Source organism: Wolbachia endosymbiont of Listronotus oregonensis, from assembly GCF_031205055.1.
In the GTDB taxonomy this organism is placed as follows: Bacteria; Pseudomonadota; Alphaproteobacteria; order Rickettsiales; family Anaplasmataceae; genus Wolbachia.
Genome location: NZ_CP102118.1, coordinates 925,081 through 940,706, shown reverse-complemented (window position 1 = coordinate 940,706; position 15,626 = coordinate 925,081). Strand labels below are relative to the sequence as shown.

Below are 15,626 nucleotides of genomic sequence, written 5' to 3'. Positions count from 1 at the left end.
GAGGAGCAAGAGGCGGATCAGGACTGAAGTATGTTATGCTATAAAGAAAGTGGAAAATTGGACATTCTCAACTCGACTCCTGCAGATTAAAAATTAAGTTGAATTAAAAATTGGGTTTGACACAGTTTATTTAACACTCCCTAAAAATTTAACGATTAGAATTATAATTACAAACCACAGTAAAAAATAGACTTTTCCATTTGATTTATTTTTAACTTGGATGTTTTCTAATTTTTTATCAGCTATTAGGTTTAATTTTTCTATAAGGCTAAATATCCCTTGGATTGTTTTTACAGGATAAGAATTTCTAATTTTTTCCCTATACCCTATTTTACTTTCATGTTGACTGCTTATCCACGCTTCAACTACTTTCCACATATTGATTTCTGGGTAGATCTTTCTACATGTCCCTTCCAGTAAAATCATAGTTTTCTGCAGCAATAACAATTGTGTTTGAACTTTCATATCAAAATCACCAGTTATTTTTAATAGCTGAGCAAGTAAACTAGCAAATGAAATCTTCTGTATAGGCTGCCCAATAATGGGTTCACCTATTGCCCTGCAAGCTGTGACAAAATTTCTATGCTGTGATGAAACGTAACCAGCTTTAAAGTGCATTTTTGCAACGTGGTCATAATCCCGATTTAAAAAGCCTTTGAGTATCTCTATAACGTAATAGCATGTCTCACGATCTATTCTACCCATGATTCCACAATCCAGGGCAATAATATTGTTATTACTATCAACCATTAGATTTCCAGGATGCATATCAGCATGAAAAAAACAATCCCTGTATACCTGACTACAAAACGATTCTATAAGATTGATAGCTATTTGCTTACGATTATTCAGTTTTTCAACTTCGTATATTGGTGTTGCTTCTATCCATTCTAATGTTAAAACCTTTTTTGCAGTTCTATTCCAATCTATTTCAGGTACATAAAAACCTCTGTCATTTTTTGTGTTTTCCTTTAGTTCTGAAGAGTGAGCAGCTTCAAAACGTAGATCTAACTCTAATCGGCAAATTTCAGCAAAAGTTTTGACTAATTCAATTGGCCTCAGCCTTTTTGATTGTTCGCTAAATTTTTCTGCAATTTCTGCAAGCCAAGAAAGCATTTTTATATCCCTTGAGAATGTTTTCTCAATATTTGGCCTTAAAACCTTCACAGCAACTTCCTTACCCTCAGTTGTAACCGCTCTATGCACCTGAGAAATCGATGCTGCTGCAATTGGCTTTTCAGAAAAGCTTGAAAAAATGTCGCTCAATTTACAATTAAACTCACTTTCTATAGTTTTAACTGCTATTTTATGTGAAAATGATGGCAATCTATCACATATCAATAACAAGTTATTTGTTATATCCTCATTTAAAACATCAGTACGTGATGAGATAGACTGCCCAAACTTAATGAACACCGGACCTAATTTTTCAAGAGCACACTTTAGCTTATGGCCTTGTATTTTATTTATTGATTTCTTTGATGGTGGAAGTAAATAAGGTAATATATTGTAACGTGTCAGCACTGTAGTTATGTGCAGAAGACGCAAAATATTTTGAATCATTTTGCTGCGTAACTGCTAAATATTTCATTTAGGGTTCTATTTTTCATAATCTCATCAGGCTTGCCTTGGCAATAGATAGTATTATTTATACAAATTACGTAATCTGAGGATGGTAGAGCAGAGTTAAGATCATGAGAAGTCATAAGAATCGATACCAATCGTTTTTTTGCTATTTTATTTATAATATCATAAAATTTAGCCCGCGCGTTAATATCCATTGCACTGACTGGTTCATCTAGAATGATCAAGTCAGGTTCTGCAATTAAACAACGTGCAAGCAGCAATAATTGTGTTTGCCCTGCAGAAATTTCTAACACTTGATTCTTCAAAATGTTACCGATACCAACCAACTCTATCGCTTCTGTAATAATGGATTGATTTTTCTTTAGTCTTTTCAAGGAGCTATTTAAAAGGAAATATTCAACTGTTATTGGCATCAAATTACTAATACTAAAATTTTGCGGCATATAGCCAATTTTTATGTTGTCAGCAAATACGATACTACCGGTACAGCTTTTATTTATGCCAGCAATTGCTTTCACTAAAGAGGTTTTACCTCCACCATTTGGACCAAGTATTGTAATTACGTCTCCTCTTTCCATGAACATATTGATATTGTCAAGGATTCTTTTACCATCATATGTGAGAGCAAGATTTTCTATTTTTAGAACACGATTATTGACATTATTTAACTTTTTGGCAAAATTTAACTTCTTCTCAACGTTTATATGAGACATTTACTGCCTTTTTTTCTATTACTTTCATTTACACTATACTATAATATTGCCTTTTCATCCAATTTAAAAGTTGTAGCTACAATCAAACCTATCCTCTCACTTGTAGCTTCTGTGACAGAAGGAATTTTAGAACCGGAATTGCTTGGCTATGCAACATCTGCGCATAATTATATATTAAAGCCGTCTGATGCGAGTAATTTGGAATCAAGTGATGTCATATTTTACACTGACGATAACTTAGAGACGTTTGTTCAAACTTTCGCCAAAAATAATAAAGAACTAGTGCAATTGTCAAAGGTAATCAACCTACTTCCTGCTCGGCCACATTCATTTTCTAGAAAAATTACCAATACTCAAGATGAAAAAGACCTACACATTTGGCTGAGTCCCGAAAATGCAAAGAGCATGGTACTTTTTATAAGTGCAACATTGTCTAACATAGATAAAGAAAATTTCCATCGATACAACTCTAATGCAACAAAAGCCATAAAAAAAATAGACCAAGAAGTAAAAGAAATCGTGAAAGAACTGAATGATTTTAAAAATCAAAAATACATCGTCACTCACGATGCTTATCAATATTTTGAAAAATATTTTGGTTTAAATCACCCAAGCGCCATTCTTTCTATAGAAGAGGATTCGTACATAGGTATGAAGAGTTTAATGAAGCTAAAAAAGATAATGAAGGAAGAAAACGTTAAATGTATATTTGCTCATTCACAAGAAGATAGCATAAAGCCTAATGCTCTTTCTAATGACGCAAAAATGGTAGTTCTTGATCCTATTGGATCAGACATAGACCCTGGAAAAGATGCATATCTAGCTATAATCAATAGCATTGCACAAAATTTCAAATCTTGTTTTGTTGAGTAACAAGTTCTTTTTAAAATGCCTCTGACTTACTGTTTTATTGTTCTGCATTTAAATCACCATTTGTCCTTTACATATTATACAGGTTTAGAATTATGCTTTATTCTTACGTTTATGTCTTGGTCCAATGCAATCAATAAGTTAAGCAAGTATTCTAAGGAAAACCCTTCGATTTTTGACCTATTGATTTGAGATACTTTAGGTTGATCAATCTTTAGAGCGCTTGCTGCTTTTTTCTGTGTTTTGTACCTCTTACTTATTAATTGTGCAATGACCTTTATTAATTTCAGTTTTGTATCTTTTACATCCCCCAACTCTACTATTATAGGATAACTTAATTGTAAATTTTGCATAATAATAAAATTCCTTATAAAAAAACTACTTTAATTTTTCTTCTTTAAATAATACGTGCCTTCTGACTACTGGGTCATACTTCCTAAACTCCAGTTTTCTGGTGAGCTTTTTTGGATTACGCTTTTTTACATAAAAATAGCCAGTTGATTTTTCTTCACCAGTTTTTGTTATCTTGATTGCAGTGCTGACTAACTTAACGAGCAAAGAAGCATTTTTTTTCGCCATACTTATAATGATATAATAAATTCTATGCGAGTTTATTACGCAAAACACTAAAAGTCAACCGAATAATGCAGATCGTAAAATTCTTGACAATCAACAGTGCATTAAGTAGCATGAAGTTAACTTCAGAATGAAAAGCAAACGGTAAATAAGTGGCAAATAGTGGCAAAAGGTTATTATTGATAGAAAATTCTGCCTGTTCTAATGAGGTAAGAGTTGCCTTATCAGTTAATAATAAGGTTGTAGAATTTGAACAAGAATTCAAGGAAAAAAAACAATTAAGAGGTAATATATACGTTGCTTATGTAAAGCGTATAGAGCCTTCTTTGCAAGCCGTATTTATTGAATATGGAAAAAACAAGCAAGGTTTTTTATCTTTTTCCGAGATATCTCTAGATTACTTCAATATTCCAGAAAAAGAAAAGGAAATTATCTTTGAGGGCTACTCAAATGACGATTGTACAGAAGAAGCTTCAGCAAATGTTTCTTCAGATTCTGCAGCTAGTAAGAATGTCAACGAGTTAGGTAGTGGTTTTGTAAGAGAGGTACCTTTATATAAAAAATACAAATTACAAGATGTTATTTCAGTAAATCAAAAAGTATTGGTCCAGCTAACTAAAGAGGAACGAGGCAATAAAGGAGCTTCATTTACAACATACATAACTTTAGTGGGTAGATACTGTGTTTTCATGCCAAATTCCATGAGTAAAGGTGGAGTGTCTCGCAGAATTGAAGATGCTAATGTCAGAAAGCAGTTAAAGGATATACTGAGTTCAATAAACTTGCCAAAAAGATCAGGTTTAATAGTAAGAACTGTTGGTTCAGGAAAAGATAAGAAAGAAATTGAGCAGGATTACAATTACTTATCCTCATTATGGCAGAGCATTCAAAAAAATGCCTTCTCTGTAAATGCTCCATCATTAATTTACAACGAAGCAGATGTAATTATGAGATCTGTTCGTGATTTTTGTAGCGATGGTATAGAAGTCATAGTATCTGGGAAGGAAGCTTTTGAAGCAGTGAGACAATATACTAAAAATGCATTAAAAGGTAGTAAGTTGCGTTACAGATTGTATAGAGGTTCTATCCCAATCTTTACTTACTATGGAATCGAAGATCAAATTTCTGAGTTATATAGCAATAGGGTAGAGTTGCCATCTGGTGGGTCTTTGGTAATAACTTTAACTGAGGCGTTTGTTTCAATAGACGTAAATTCAGGAAAGATGACAGGAGAAGATAGCATAGAAGAAACAGCTTATAGAACCAATATGGAAGCAGTACCTGAAATATCAAGACAGGTGAATCTTAGGGGCCTATCAGGATTAATAGTAGTCGATTTTATTGACATGTTGAAATATCAGTATTGCAGAGCTGTTGAGTCTGCTATAAAGCAAGCGTTTAAAGACGATAAAGCTAAAGTTCAATTTAGCTACATAAATGACTTTGGTTTAATGGTATTTTCAAGACAAAGAATTAAACCAAACATACAAGAAATTAATACTACAGAGTGTTTACACTGCAAGGGTATTGGAAGAGTAAAATCGAACGAAGTAATTGTTGCATCGATACTAAGGGATTTACAACACATTGCTCATAGGAACCAAAATAAGTCTTTTGATTTAGTAGCGCATAGTGCGGTTATAGCGCATATTTTTAATAATAAAAGGAATACAGTTTCTACAATCGAAAAAGAGTTTAATATTACATTGAACATTAGTATTGATAACAGTTTAGATGTAAATACATTTGTTTTAAAACAAGGAGATGATGTTAATTCAAACGGTTATAAGCCATTACAGAACTCTGGATACCAAATTGAGGATAGCAGCAATGAAGAAGTTGATAATTCAAATAAACTACGAGGCAATTTTTGGCTGACTAAATGGCTTTCGCGCTTTTTAAGTTCTAATAACTAATTAGAAACCCTAAATTGGGCTTGTAATTAATAAGTCCTATACTTATATATTCTTATATCAGATAATATTTACAATGGGGTACTCATTATGGGAAGAGCAATAGGCATAGATCTCGGAACAACAAATTCTTGTGTTGCAATAATGCAGGGCAAGGATACAAAGGTAATAGAAAATAAAGAAGGGGCAAGAACTACTCCATCTATAGTTGCATTTACTTCGTCAGGAGAAAGGTTGATTGGCGCTCCTGCAAAAAGACAAGCAACCACCAATGCAAGTAATACTTTTTTTGCTACTAAGAGATTAATAGGCCGTCAATACGGTGATTCTGAAATGAAAAATCTAAACGTGCCGTATAAAGTGTTTGCAGCAAAAAATGGTGACGCATGGGTTAAAACCACTGATAATAAAGAATACTCTCCTAGTCAAATTGGTGCATTCATACTACAAAACATGAAAGAAGCAGCAGAAGCTTATCTTGGAGAGGAAGTAAAAGATGCTGTGATAACAGTGCCAGCATACTTCAACGACTCTCAACGTCAAGCAACAAAAGATGCAGGAAAAATCGCCGGATTAAATGTGCTCAGAATAGTAAATGAACCGACTGCTGCAGCGCTTGCTTATGGTCTTGATAAGAAACATGGGCACACAATAGTGGTATATGACCTTGGTGGTGGTACATTTGATGTCTCAATACTTGAAATAGGTGAAGGGGTTTTTGAAGTAAAGGCTACAAATGGTGACACTCATCTTGGAGGTGAAGACTTTGATAACGCAATAGTGAGTTATTTACTAGATGAATTCAAGAAAAGTAATGGCATTGATTTGAAAAATGATCCAATGGCTATGCAAAGAATCAAAGAAGCTGCTGAAAAAGCGAAAATTGAATTATCAAGTGCAATGGAAACGGAAATAAATCTACCGTTTATTACAGCTGATGCAAGTGGTCCAAAACACTTAAATATGAAATTAACGAGAGCAAAACTTGAAAGCTTAGTGAATGGTTTAATCGAAAGAACTATGGCTCCTTGTAAAAAAGCTCTTGAGGATGCTGGTTTGTCTGCTAGTCAAATTGGCGAAGTGGTTCTCGTTGGTGGCATGACTCGTATGCCAAAAGTCATAGAGAAAGTTAAAGAATTCTTTGGCAAAGATCCACATAGAGGAGTAAATCCTGATGAAGTTGTAGCAATTGGAGCTGCAATACAGGCGGGAATCATTCAAGGTGATGTAAGAGATGTGTTACTACTTGACGTGACTCCACTTTCTCTTGGTATTGAGACTCTAGGAGGAGTATTCACTCCACTTATTGAACGTAATACTACTATTCCTACTAAAAAATCTCAGGTGTTTTCAACTGCAGAAGATAACCAAACAGCCGTTACAATTAAGGTACATCAAGGTGAAAGAAAATTGGCGGTTGATAACAAGCTACTTGGTCAGTTTAGTTTGGAAGGGATACCTCCTGCTCCTCGTGGAGTTCCTCAGATCGAAGTAACATTTGACATAGATGCAAATGGAATAGCACACGTTTCTGCAAAAGATAAAGCTACTGGAAAAGAGCAAAAAATACGCATTCAATCTTCAGGTGGTCTATCTGATGATGAAATAAATCGCATGGTAAAAGAAGCTGAAGAAAAAGCGCAAGAAGATGAAAAGCGCAAAAAGTTTATTGAAGTGAAGAATCAAGCGGATAGTTTAGTTCATTCTACAGAAAAGTCTCTGACAGAGTATGGTGATAAAGTTTCACCAGAAGATAAATCTGCTATTGAAAATGCAGTTAACGAATTAAAAGAAGTTAGTAAATCTGATAACATTGATGACGCTGATTCAATCCAGCAGAAAGTTACTAATCTTTCTCAATTATCTATGAAACTTGGAGAAGCTATGTATAATGCCTCACAACAAAATAGTGCTGGAAATGGCTTTTCATCAGAAGGGAATCCAAATGATAAAGAAGAAAAAGTAGTAGATTCTGATTATCAAGACATAGATAATAAGGAAGAGAATAAATAAGGGTGTATTGTTATATCACTTTTCCTGTCATCCCAGTGTCAGCTACTTGGATGACAAGAGGAGCATGTTGTTGCTTAAAGAAACCATTATGGATATTATTAAAACAATAGAAGAAAAGATACGCGATTCGATAGATGTAATTGATATCAACATTGTCGATGAATCAGCAAAGCATGCTGATCATTATTTTGCTTCATCTTCAACATTACCTTCGCACATTAAATTAATATTAATATCTGACGGCTTTATTGGAATGAGTATTCTAAAAAGACATAAGTTGATTTATGAGTTATTGAAGGGTGAGATAGAGCTAATACATGCAATTTCTCTTCACTTGTATACGCAAAACGAGTACAATTTAAAAAATAAATAATAAAAATGTGAAGGAAGAGTCTATATTAGTTAAAGCAGGAAGAAAATTTAATGACTATAAAGGTTCTATGAACCCGCCAGTTTATCATTCTTCTACCATATTATTTCCTACTTACAAGGACTACTTAAATGCAGCAAATGGAGAAAGTATATACGATGTAATCAACGATGGTGTTGCAAGGGATTATAGCTACAGTAATGTTGGTACTCCTACTGTCCATTATCTTTCAAATGCACTGGCTGAAATTGAAGGGAGTGGACAAGCGCTTATTTATCCTTCCGGACTATTTGCACTTACTTTTGCTATTTTGACTTTCACTAAAGCAGGCTCGCACGTTTTAATTCAAGATAATAGTTATTATAGGCTTAGGAGGTTTGCAGAAAATGAGCTACCAAAAAGAGGAACAGAAGTAACTTTTTATGATCCAACGCAGGATATAACTGATTTAATTCAGAGTAATACTTCATTGATAATGATCGAGACTCCTGGTTCTATAATGTTTGAGATTTCGAATATAGAGCATATAGTAAAAGTTGCTAAAGAACATGGAATCGTAACCGTTTGCGACAATTCATGGGCCACTCCTTTGTTATTTAAGCCGCTTGATTATGGAATTGATGTTGCACTATATTCAGTGACAAAGTATCTAGCCGGTCACTCAGATTTAGTTATGGGAGCTATTATTGCTGAAGGTGAAATTTTTAAATTGCTTTATGAGAGCTATAAAAATTATGGAGTAACCATTCAATCGCACGACTGCTACCTTGCACACAGGGGACTAAGAACACTGCACACACGTATGAAAAGGCACCAAAATACAGCAATGGAAGTGGCAAAGTGGCTAGAAGCACAGCAAAAAGTTAGAAAGGTTTTATATCCAGCACTTCCCTCCCATCCTCAACACGAATTATGGAAAAGTTACTTCAAAGGAGCAAGCGGCACATTCAGTATAGCACTGGATAGAGAATATTCATGTGAAGAACTAAGCTGCATGGTTGATCATATGAAAATTTTTAGTATTGGTGCTTCTTGGGGAGGGTGCGACAGTTTGATATTACCAGTAGATCGTAGATCTATGTCAAGATCTGTAATGAATTCAGATTGTGGTGGAAGTTTCGTGCGAATATTTTGTGGACTGGAAGATCCTGAAGATTTAATCTTTGACCTTAATGACGCACTAAAAAGGTTACCATGTTTAGACTTTCAAAACGATGAAGTAGGACATGAAACTGAGAGAATTACTGCATGATATTGTTGATGTTAACTTTGACGTTGAAATCAAGGGCGTTACATGTAATCCCAAGAGAGTCAAGGAAGGTTATCTTTTCGTTTGTGTGTCTGCGGTGTCATTCCAGCGCGTGACGCTGGAATCTAGAAAACCAGCATGTATCCAGATTTTTCCTACTGAATCCCAGTATCACGCACACGACTGTGTAGACGTTGTCATACAAGGAACCAAAAAAGATGTCATCCCAGTGCTTGACTACTTGGATCCAGAAAATTTAATTGCAAATGAGCACACTAGGCAATTGTATAATAAAAACTGGATTCCAGTGTCACGCACTGGAATGACAGATACTTCGAGCTTTGCAGTGCTTGAACACCCAAATCCTCAAGAAATATACAGCGAAATAGTCAGCAGGTTTTATCAATTCAAACAGCCCAAATATGTTGCTGCTGTAACGGGTACGAATGGTAAAACTTCAGTAGTAGAATTTTGCCGCCAGATCTGGCAAAACTCTGGCTATAATGCTGCGTCTATTGGAACACTTGGAACATGCATCAATAATGGTAGAAAAGGTAATAGCAACAGTCTTACCACTCCAGATGCAGATGACCTTTACGCAACATTGCGTGGTATAAATGTAGAACACTTAGTGTTAGAAGCATCAAGTCATGGGATTGATCAATATAGAATCCATGGATTAAAGTTGAGTGCTGCAGCTTTTACTAATTTCTCGCAAGATCATTTAGATTACCATAAAAATCTTGGTGAATATTTAGAAACTAAAAAAAGGTTATTTTACGAGGTATTACCAGAAGGAAAAACAGCGATTTTAAATGCGGATATAGATGAATACTACGCGTTGCTTAAGATAGCTGAAAAACGCAGCAACAAAATTATCACCTATGGAAAAACAGGCTCTGATATTACTTTATTGGAGCAAACACCAACCCCTAATGGTCAACACCTTACAATAAAAATTGGTGGTGAAATTTATGATACGTTTTTTCCGGTTCTGGGGCAATTTCAAGCATATAATCTGTTGTGTGCAATGGGTATAGTTACCTCGTCTGGACTGAATTACAGAGAAATATGCGTAGAAAAACTCGTTTCTCCACCAGGAAGAATGGAAAAAGTGAAACCTTTTGCATTTGTGGATTACGCTCATACTCCAAGTGCGCTTAAACAAGCCCTATTGTCTTTAAAATGGCACTTCAATAAAAAAATAATTCTAGTTTTTGGTTGTGGTGGCAATCGTGATCAAACAAAACGCGCAGAAATGGGTAAAGTAGCACAAATATATGCAGACAAAGTGATAATCACGGATGACAATCCGCGTGATGGGAATCCTGCAGAAATTCGTCGTGGTATTTTACTACATTGCCCTAATGCGCTAGAGATAGAAGATAGAAGAGAAGCTATAGAGAAAGGAGTAGATATTGCCTATAACGAGGGTATGATTCTGCTAGTTGCAGGAAAAGGACATGAGAAATTCCAAATTGTAGGAAGCCAAACTTTTGAGTTCAGTGATGTTGAGGTTATTAAAAATCATGCCTTAACATACTGATTTTCACAATGGGCTTACCTCCGTATCTGTTCAGGGACGTGGCTAATGTGCGAATATTGAAGCAAAAGTGATGTCATCCCAGTGCTTGACACTGGGATGACATCCTCCTGGTAGACAATGTTCGTACAGCTATGTGCGTAACGCTGGCACTGGAATCTAGAAAAAATAGATCCAAGTAGTCAAGCTACTTGGATGACACTGACTGCTAATTTTTTATGCAAGAGGTCCAATCATTCACCGTTCTTGCAAGTGATAGCACTCTCACTTCTCTTGCACCGGAGTTTAAAATTTCTTGAGAGCAAGATCTTACAGTTGCTCCGGTTGTTACCACATCATCAACTAATATCACGATTTTATTTTCGATAATTTTCTTGTTGGTTATGCTAAAAGCCTTTTTCAAATTTTTTTCACGCTGTTTAAGTGAAAGACCAGCTTGAGGCGCAGTATGGCGAAGACGTTTTATTGCAAATGGCGTATAGGATAAATTGGACAACTTACTCAACTCTTTTGCAAGCAATGCTGCTTGATTATATTTACGTTTAAACAAGCGCATTTTATGTAACGGTATAGGAATTATGACCTCTGCGTTCTGAAACGTATCCTGATTAGCTTGGTGTATCCACTTTGCATAGATTTTTACGTAATTCAAATTATCAAAAAATTTGAAATTTATAATCATGTTTTTACTATGTTGATCATAAGCAAAAACTGATCTTAATACTTTAAACGGTGGAGGATTGATGATGCACTTACCACACGTATGAATATTGTCTGAGATTACTACGCCACAAACATTGCAGTAATGCTTAGTTAGAAAATTGATTTTTTTGTTGCATTCACTACATAGATTAAGATTTTCATCAATGATATATTCGCAACTTACGCATACGTTCGGAAATATAAGATTTGTAGCTTTTTTTAGTAAGAGAAGGTTCACAATTCATTAAATATATTATAAAATTTATATAGTATAGCTAAAGTAACTTGTGCTTACACTCTTTCACTTTTTATTTCATTTCAATGTAATTCAAACTGAGCCACTGCTGAAAAAGCAGAACTTATAACTTATTAGATAAAAGCTGATGTTTTTCTGGCTCCTGTATTTCACTTAACTTACTTTGCACTTTGTTGCAAGCCCACACAAGTGGCGTTATCATTGACGCGGCAGCCCAAATGATAGCAGCGCAAGCATAACTTACAATCTTGTTAAATACTTCAGCTACTGCACTAGCACAATCTTGCCCAGCACTTAAAAATGCATTTGAATGATCAACTAATGACTTTGTACTTGCTTTTAAACAATAGTCCCCTGTTATTTTTGATAATAACTTAATTGGGAAGTATGACAAATATGCTAGTATCAAACATAAAGGTTGCAATATTATGCTAGCTACTAGAAAAGCACCCCGTTCACAAAGTGGAAACACTTCCTCTGCCCTGTAACCCACGTATTCACATTTATCATTGTTTTTATAATACTTGTTATAATTGTCTTTACTCTCAACTCCACAAATTACATCTTTCACAGGTCCTAGCACATTATCAACGTAATGTACGGACTTATAGAAACTATTTTCTGGAACTAGTGTGCAATCTTCTGCTCTCTTAGCAGGTACAATTCCATGTTTAGCATACCTTTTAAAATATTGATATATTGACATTACCCTCTCCAAATCATAAATATGCAACCTAGCCTAATATAATTAAGAAATAGTTTATAATAAATACGTTTTAAGATACCTGCCTGTAACACTTTCTGGAATTTTTACCACTTCTTCTGGAGTTCCAGTGGCAATCACTTCTCCGCCTTTTATTCCGCCCTCTGGTCCGATGTCTATTATATAATCTGCAGTTTTTATAACGTGCAAATTGTGCTCGATAACTATAACAGTGTTTCCCAGATCGACTAATCTATGGAGTATTTTTAGTAAGTTATTTATATCTTCAAAGTGTAATCCAGTTGTTGGCTCATCAAGAATATACAATGTTCTTCCGGTAAATCTTTTTGATAGCTCTTTGGACAGCTTTATTCGTTGTGCTTCACCCCCAGACAACGTTGTTGACGACTGTCCGAGTTTTATATAGCCAAGCCCCACTTCCTGCAAAGAAACCAACTTTTCTTTTACCATTGGAAGGTTTTCAAAAAAATCACAAGCCTGATCTATCGTCATATCAAGCACATCAGAGATTGATTTTCCTTTATAAGTAACTTCCAATGTTTCACGATTATACCTTCGCCCTTTACACTGCTCACACTTCACATAAACGTCCGGTAGAAAATGCATCTCTATCTTTAAGTGCCCATCACCTTTACAAGCCTCACACCTTCCCCCTCTGGTATTAAATGAAAACCGGCCTATATTATATCCCCTTGCTTTTGACTCCGAAAGACCTGCAAACCAATTTCTTATATGAGTAAACATACCGACATATGTTGCTGGATTTGACGCAGGAGTTCTACCAATTGGCGACTGATCAACTTCTATAACTTTATCTATATATTCAAGGCCTTCTATTCTATCACACCGACCATACCGTGCAGACGAATGATATATCTTATGTGCTGAATATTTATATAACGTTTCTATGACTAAACTTGATTTTCCCCCTCCTGATATTCCAGTAACACAAATAAGATTCCCTATAGGAAATTTAACGTTCACATTTTTTAAGTTATTTTCACATGCATTTATTACTTTTATGAACTGAGTTGCTTGCTTTCTTCTCCTTGGAATTAAAATTTTTTTCTCTCCACTCAAATATTGCCCTGTTATGCTCCCTGAATTTCTTTGCACCTGGTCTGGTGTTCCTTCTGCAATAACTTTTCCACCATTTACGCCAGCTCCAGGACCAATATCAATCGCATAATCAGCAGCCATTATTGTATCTTCATCATGCTCAACAACGATTACAGTGTTACCCATGTCTCTCAAGTCTTTCAGTGTAGCAATTAACCGATCATTATCGCATTGATGAAGGCCTATCGAGGGTTCATCAAGCACATACAGCACTCCTGTTAAACCAGAGCCAATTTGCGAAGCAAGTCTGATCCTCTGACTCTCACCGCCAGAGAGAGTGCTAGATTCTCGATCGAGCGTTAGGTAATTCAACCCTACATTCTTTAGAAATGCTAGCCTCTTGATTATTTCATTTAATATTTTACTTGAGATTTGCTTCTGTTGTTCTGTGAGCTTGTCTGGCAAATTTTCAAACCACTTAAGGGATTTATCGATGCTGAGCCCTGATATTTCACCTATATGTCTGCTATCAATTTTCACTGTGAGTGCTTCTTTTCTCAATCTATGGCCAGTACATTCCTTACAATGAATAACAGAGCAGTATCGCTCAACAAGCGTTTCATCATAATCCATCTGGTTCTCCAAGATACTGATCAAACCTTGAAATTTATTAGAGCCAAAGAGTATCATATCTTTTACTTCTTGATCTATGTTCTTCCACGGAACATCAAGGCTAAATTTACAATTTTCAGCCAGTGATAGAATTGCACTTTTTAGAAATCCATAACTTGTGTGCACTTGACGGAACATTGGTCCTACTGGCTTTAAAGCACCCTCAGATATTGAAAGAGTTTCATCTGGCACTATCAGCTTTACATCAACAGCCAGCTTTTTACCAAGCCCATTACACGAACCACATGCACCGTAAGGGCTGTTAAAAGAAAATAATCTTGGTTCTATTTCCTCAAGAGTGAAACCAGACTCGGGGCATGCAAAATTCTCTGAAAAAGTCAGAATTTGACCATTTTTATACTCGGAATTATGGTTGTCAGGTAGGTTTACTACTTCTACATACATTAGACCATTACCAAGTTTTAGTGCGGATTCTATACTACTTGGCAGTCGATTTCCTATATCGCCCAATATTGATATTCTATCTGCAACCACAAAAATGTCGTGTTTCTTGTTCTTATCAAGTTTAGGCAAGTCATCTACATTGTACACTTCACCATCTATTTTGAACCTTACGTAACCTTGTCTTTTAATTTCCAATATCTCTTTGAGATGTTCTCCCTTTCTACCACGCACAACAGGGGCAAGTATATATATTTTAGTTTCTAAAGGTAACGCAATTATAGTATCTACAATTTGAGATACAGTTTGCTTTGTTATCGGTAATCCAGTTGCAGGTGAATAAGGAACCCCTATTCGTGCATATACTAAGCGCAAGTAATCGTAAATTTCGGTAACAGTTCCAACTGTTGACCTTGGATTTTTTGAGATCGATTTCTGGTTGATAGATATTGCAGGGGAAAGACCTGTAATCGACTCAACATCTGGTTTATCCTGAATGTTGAGAAATTGACGCGCGTAAGCTGATAGGCTTTCAACGTATCGGCGTTGGCCTTCTGCATAAATCGTATCAAATGCGAGACTAGATTTACCAGAACCACTTAGCCCAGTTATAACAACTAGCTTATTTTTCGGTATATTGACATCTATACCTTGCAGATTATGTTCCCTTGCACCCTTAACTCTTATAAAATCGTCCATATTATACTATATAACGTATTTTAACCATTATAGCCTTAAAATACATGAATTTACAGTGATATGTTGATTTTCTATTGATTTTTTCAACTGTTACGGAAAATTAGGCAGCGTTTGGTAAATCGTCATTCCGCTACTTGTTAGCGGAATCTATGCTGAGATACCGGGCGGTATGACGTAGGGCTGTACAACTTGTGTTAGAGTCTTAGGGCAAATCTACTACCTAAATTCTAAACTGTTGTTACGCACCAAATACATCCCCAGGACCCAAAGTCAGTTTA

The 15,626-nt window shown here is 35.4% G+C and carries 13 protein-coding genes; 6 read left to right on the top strand and 7 right to left on the bottom strand.

Annotated features, from left to right (window positions below):
- Positions 1-126: 126 nt before the first annotated feature.
- Complete coding sequence (gene ubiB / locus NMD99_RS04730) at positions 127-1,563, bottom strand: 2-polyprenylphenol 6-hydroxylase (RefSeq protein ID WP_253309721.1); 1,437 nt, start codon at positions 1,561-1,563, stop codon at positions 127-129.
- Positions 1,560-2,300, bottom strand: coding sequence for a metal ABC transporter ATP-binding protein (locus NMD99_RS04725; RefSeq protein ID WP_064124826.1), 741 nt, complete (start codon positions 2,298-2,300; stop codon positions 1,560-1,562). The genes ubiB and NMD99_RS04725 overlap by 4 nt, the downstream gene beginning before the upstream one ends.
- Here NMD99_RS04725 and NMD99_RS04720 point away from each other — a divergent pair.
- Entirely contained in the window at positions 2,292-3,173 is an 882-nt protein-coding gene (locus NMD99_RS04720; protein WP_309165658.1) for a zinc ABC transporter substrate-binding protein, read from the top strand. The genes NMD99_RS04725 and NMD99_RS04720 overlap by 9 nt on opposite strands.
- 74 nt (positions 3,174-3,247) lie before the next feature.
- Here the strand turns inward: NMD99_RS04720 and NMD99_RS04715 are convergent, their stop codons facing one another.
- Both NMD99_RS04715 and rpmG read right to left on the bottom strand, forming a co-directional pair.
- A complete protein-coding gene (locus tag NMD99_RS04715) occupies positions 3,248-3,523 on the bottom strand; it encodes a helix-turn-helix domain-containing protein (protein WP_264687833.1) in 276 nt (91 codons plus the stop codon).
- Positions 3,524-3,548: 25 nt separating this feature from the next.
- Positions 3,549-3,749 (bottom strand): 50S ribosomal protein L33, encoded by a 201-nt coding sequence (rpmG, locus tag NMD99_RS04710; protein ID WP_064124823.1) that lies wholly within the window; start codon positions 3,747-3,749, stop codon positions 3,549-3,551.
- 149 nt (positions 3,750-3,898) lie between these two features.
- On the opposite strand from rpmG, the gene NMD99_RS04705 reads away from it, so the two are divergent.
- The 5 genes from NMD99_RS04705 (at position 3,899) to murE (ending at position 10,837) form a co-directional block, all read left to right on the top strand.
- The gene (locus NMD99_RS04705) at positions 3,899-5,662 is read left to right on the top strand and encodes an Rne/Rng family ribonuclease (protein WP_264736208.1); all 1,764 of its coding nucleotides are present in this window, start codon (positions 3,899-3,901) and stop codon (positions 5,660-5,662) included.
- A gap of 87 nt (positions 5,663-5,749) precedes the next feature.
- Positions 5,750-7,672, top strand: coding sequence for a molecular chaperone DnaK (gene dnaK / locus NMD99_RS04700; protein ID WP_264731144.1), 1,923 nt, complete (start codon positions 5,750-5,752; stop codon positions 7,670-7,672).
- An 88-nt stretch (positions 7,673-7,760) separates the two neighbouring features.
- Positions 7,761-8,045 (top strand): BolA family protein, encoded by a 285-nt coding sequence (locus NMD99_RS04695; RefSeq protein WP_253309613.1) that lies wholly within the window; start codon positions 7,761-7,763, stop codon positions 8,043-8,045.
- Between the two features lie 7 nt (positions 8,046-8,052).
- Complete coding sequence (gene metC / locus NMD99_RS04690) at positions 8,053-9,294, top strand: cystathionine beta-lyase (RefSeq protein WP_264687837.1); 1,242 nt, start codon at positions 8,053-8,055, stop codon at positions 9,292-9,294.
- Positions 9,269-10,837 (top strand): UDP-N-acetylmuramoyl-L-alanyl-D-glutamate--2,6-diaminopimelate ligase, encoded by a 1,569-nt coding sequence (gene murE, locus NMD99_RS04685; RefSeq protein ID WP_253309615.1) that lies wholly within the window; start codon positions 9,269-9,271, stop codon positions 10,835-10,837. The genes metC and murE overlap by 26 nt, the downstream gene beginning before the upstream one ends.
- A gap of 205 nt (positions 10,838-11,042) precedes the next feature.
- Here the strand turns inward: murE and NMD99_RS04680 are convergent, their stop codons facing one another.
- From NMD99_RS04680 to uvrA, 3 genes are all read right to left on the bottom strand, one after another.
- Positions 11,043-11,774: a ComF family protein gene (locus NMD99_RS04680; protein WP_253309616.1), complete on the bottom strand. Its 732-nt coding sequence runs from the start codon at positions 11,772-11,774 to the stop codon at positions 11,043-11,045.
- 121 nt (positions 11,775-11,895) lie between these two features.
- Positions 11,896-12,498 carry a hypothetical protein gene (locus NMD99_RS04675; protein WP_253309617.1) on the bottom strand — a complete coding sequence of 201 codons (603 nt, stop codon included), beginning with the start codon at positions 12,496-12,498 and terminating at the stop codon, positions 11,896-11,898.
- A 54-nt stretch (positions 12,499-12,552) separates the two neighbouring features.
- The gene (gene uvrA / locus NMD99_RS04670) at positions 12,553-15,348 is read right to left on the bottom strand and encodes an excinuclease ABC subunit UvrA (protein WP_253309618.1); all 2,796 of its coding nucleotides are present in this window, start codon (positions 15,346-15,348) and stop codon (positions 12,553-12,555) included.
- Positions 15,349-15,626 lie beyond the last annotated feature (278 nt).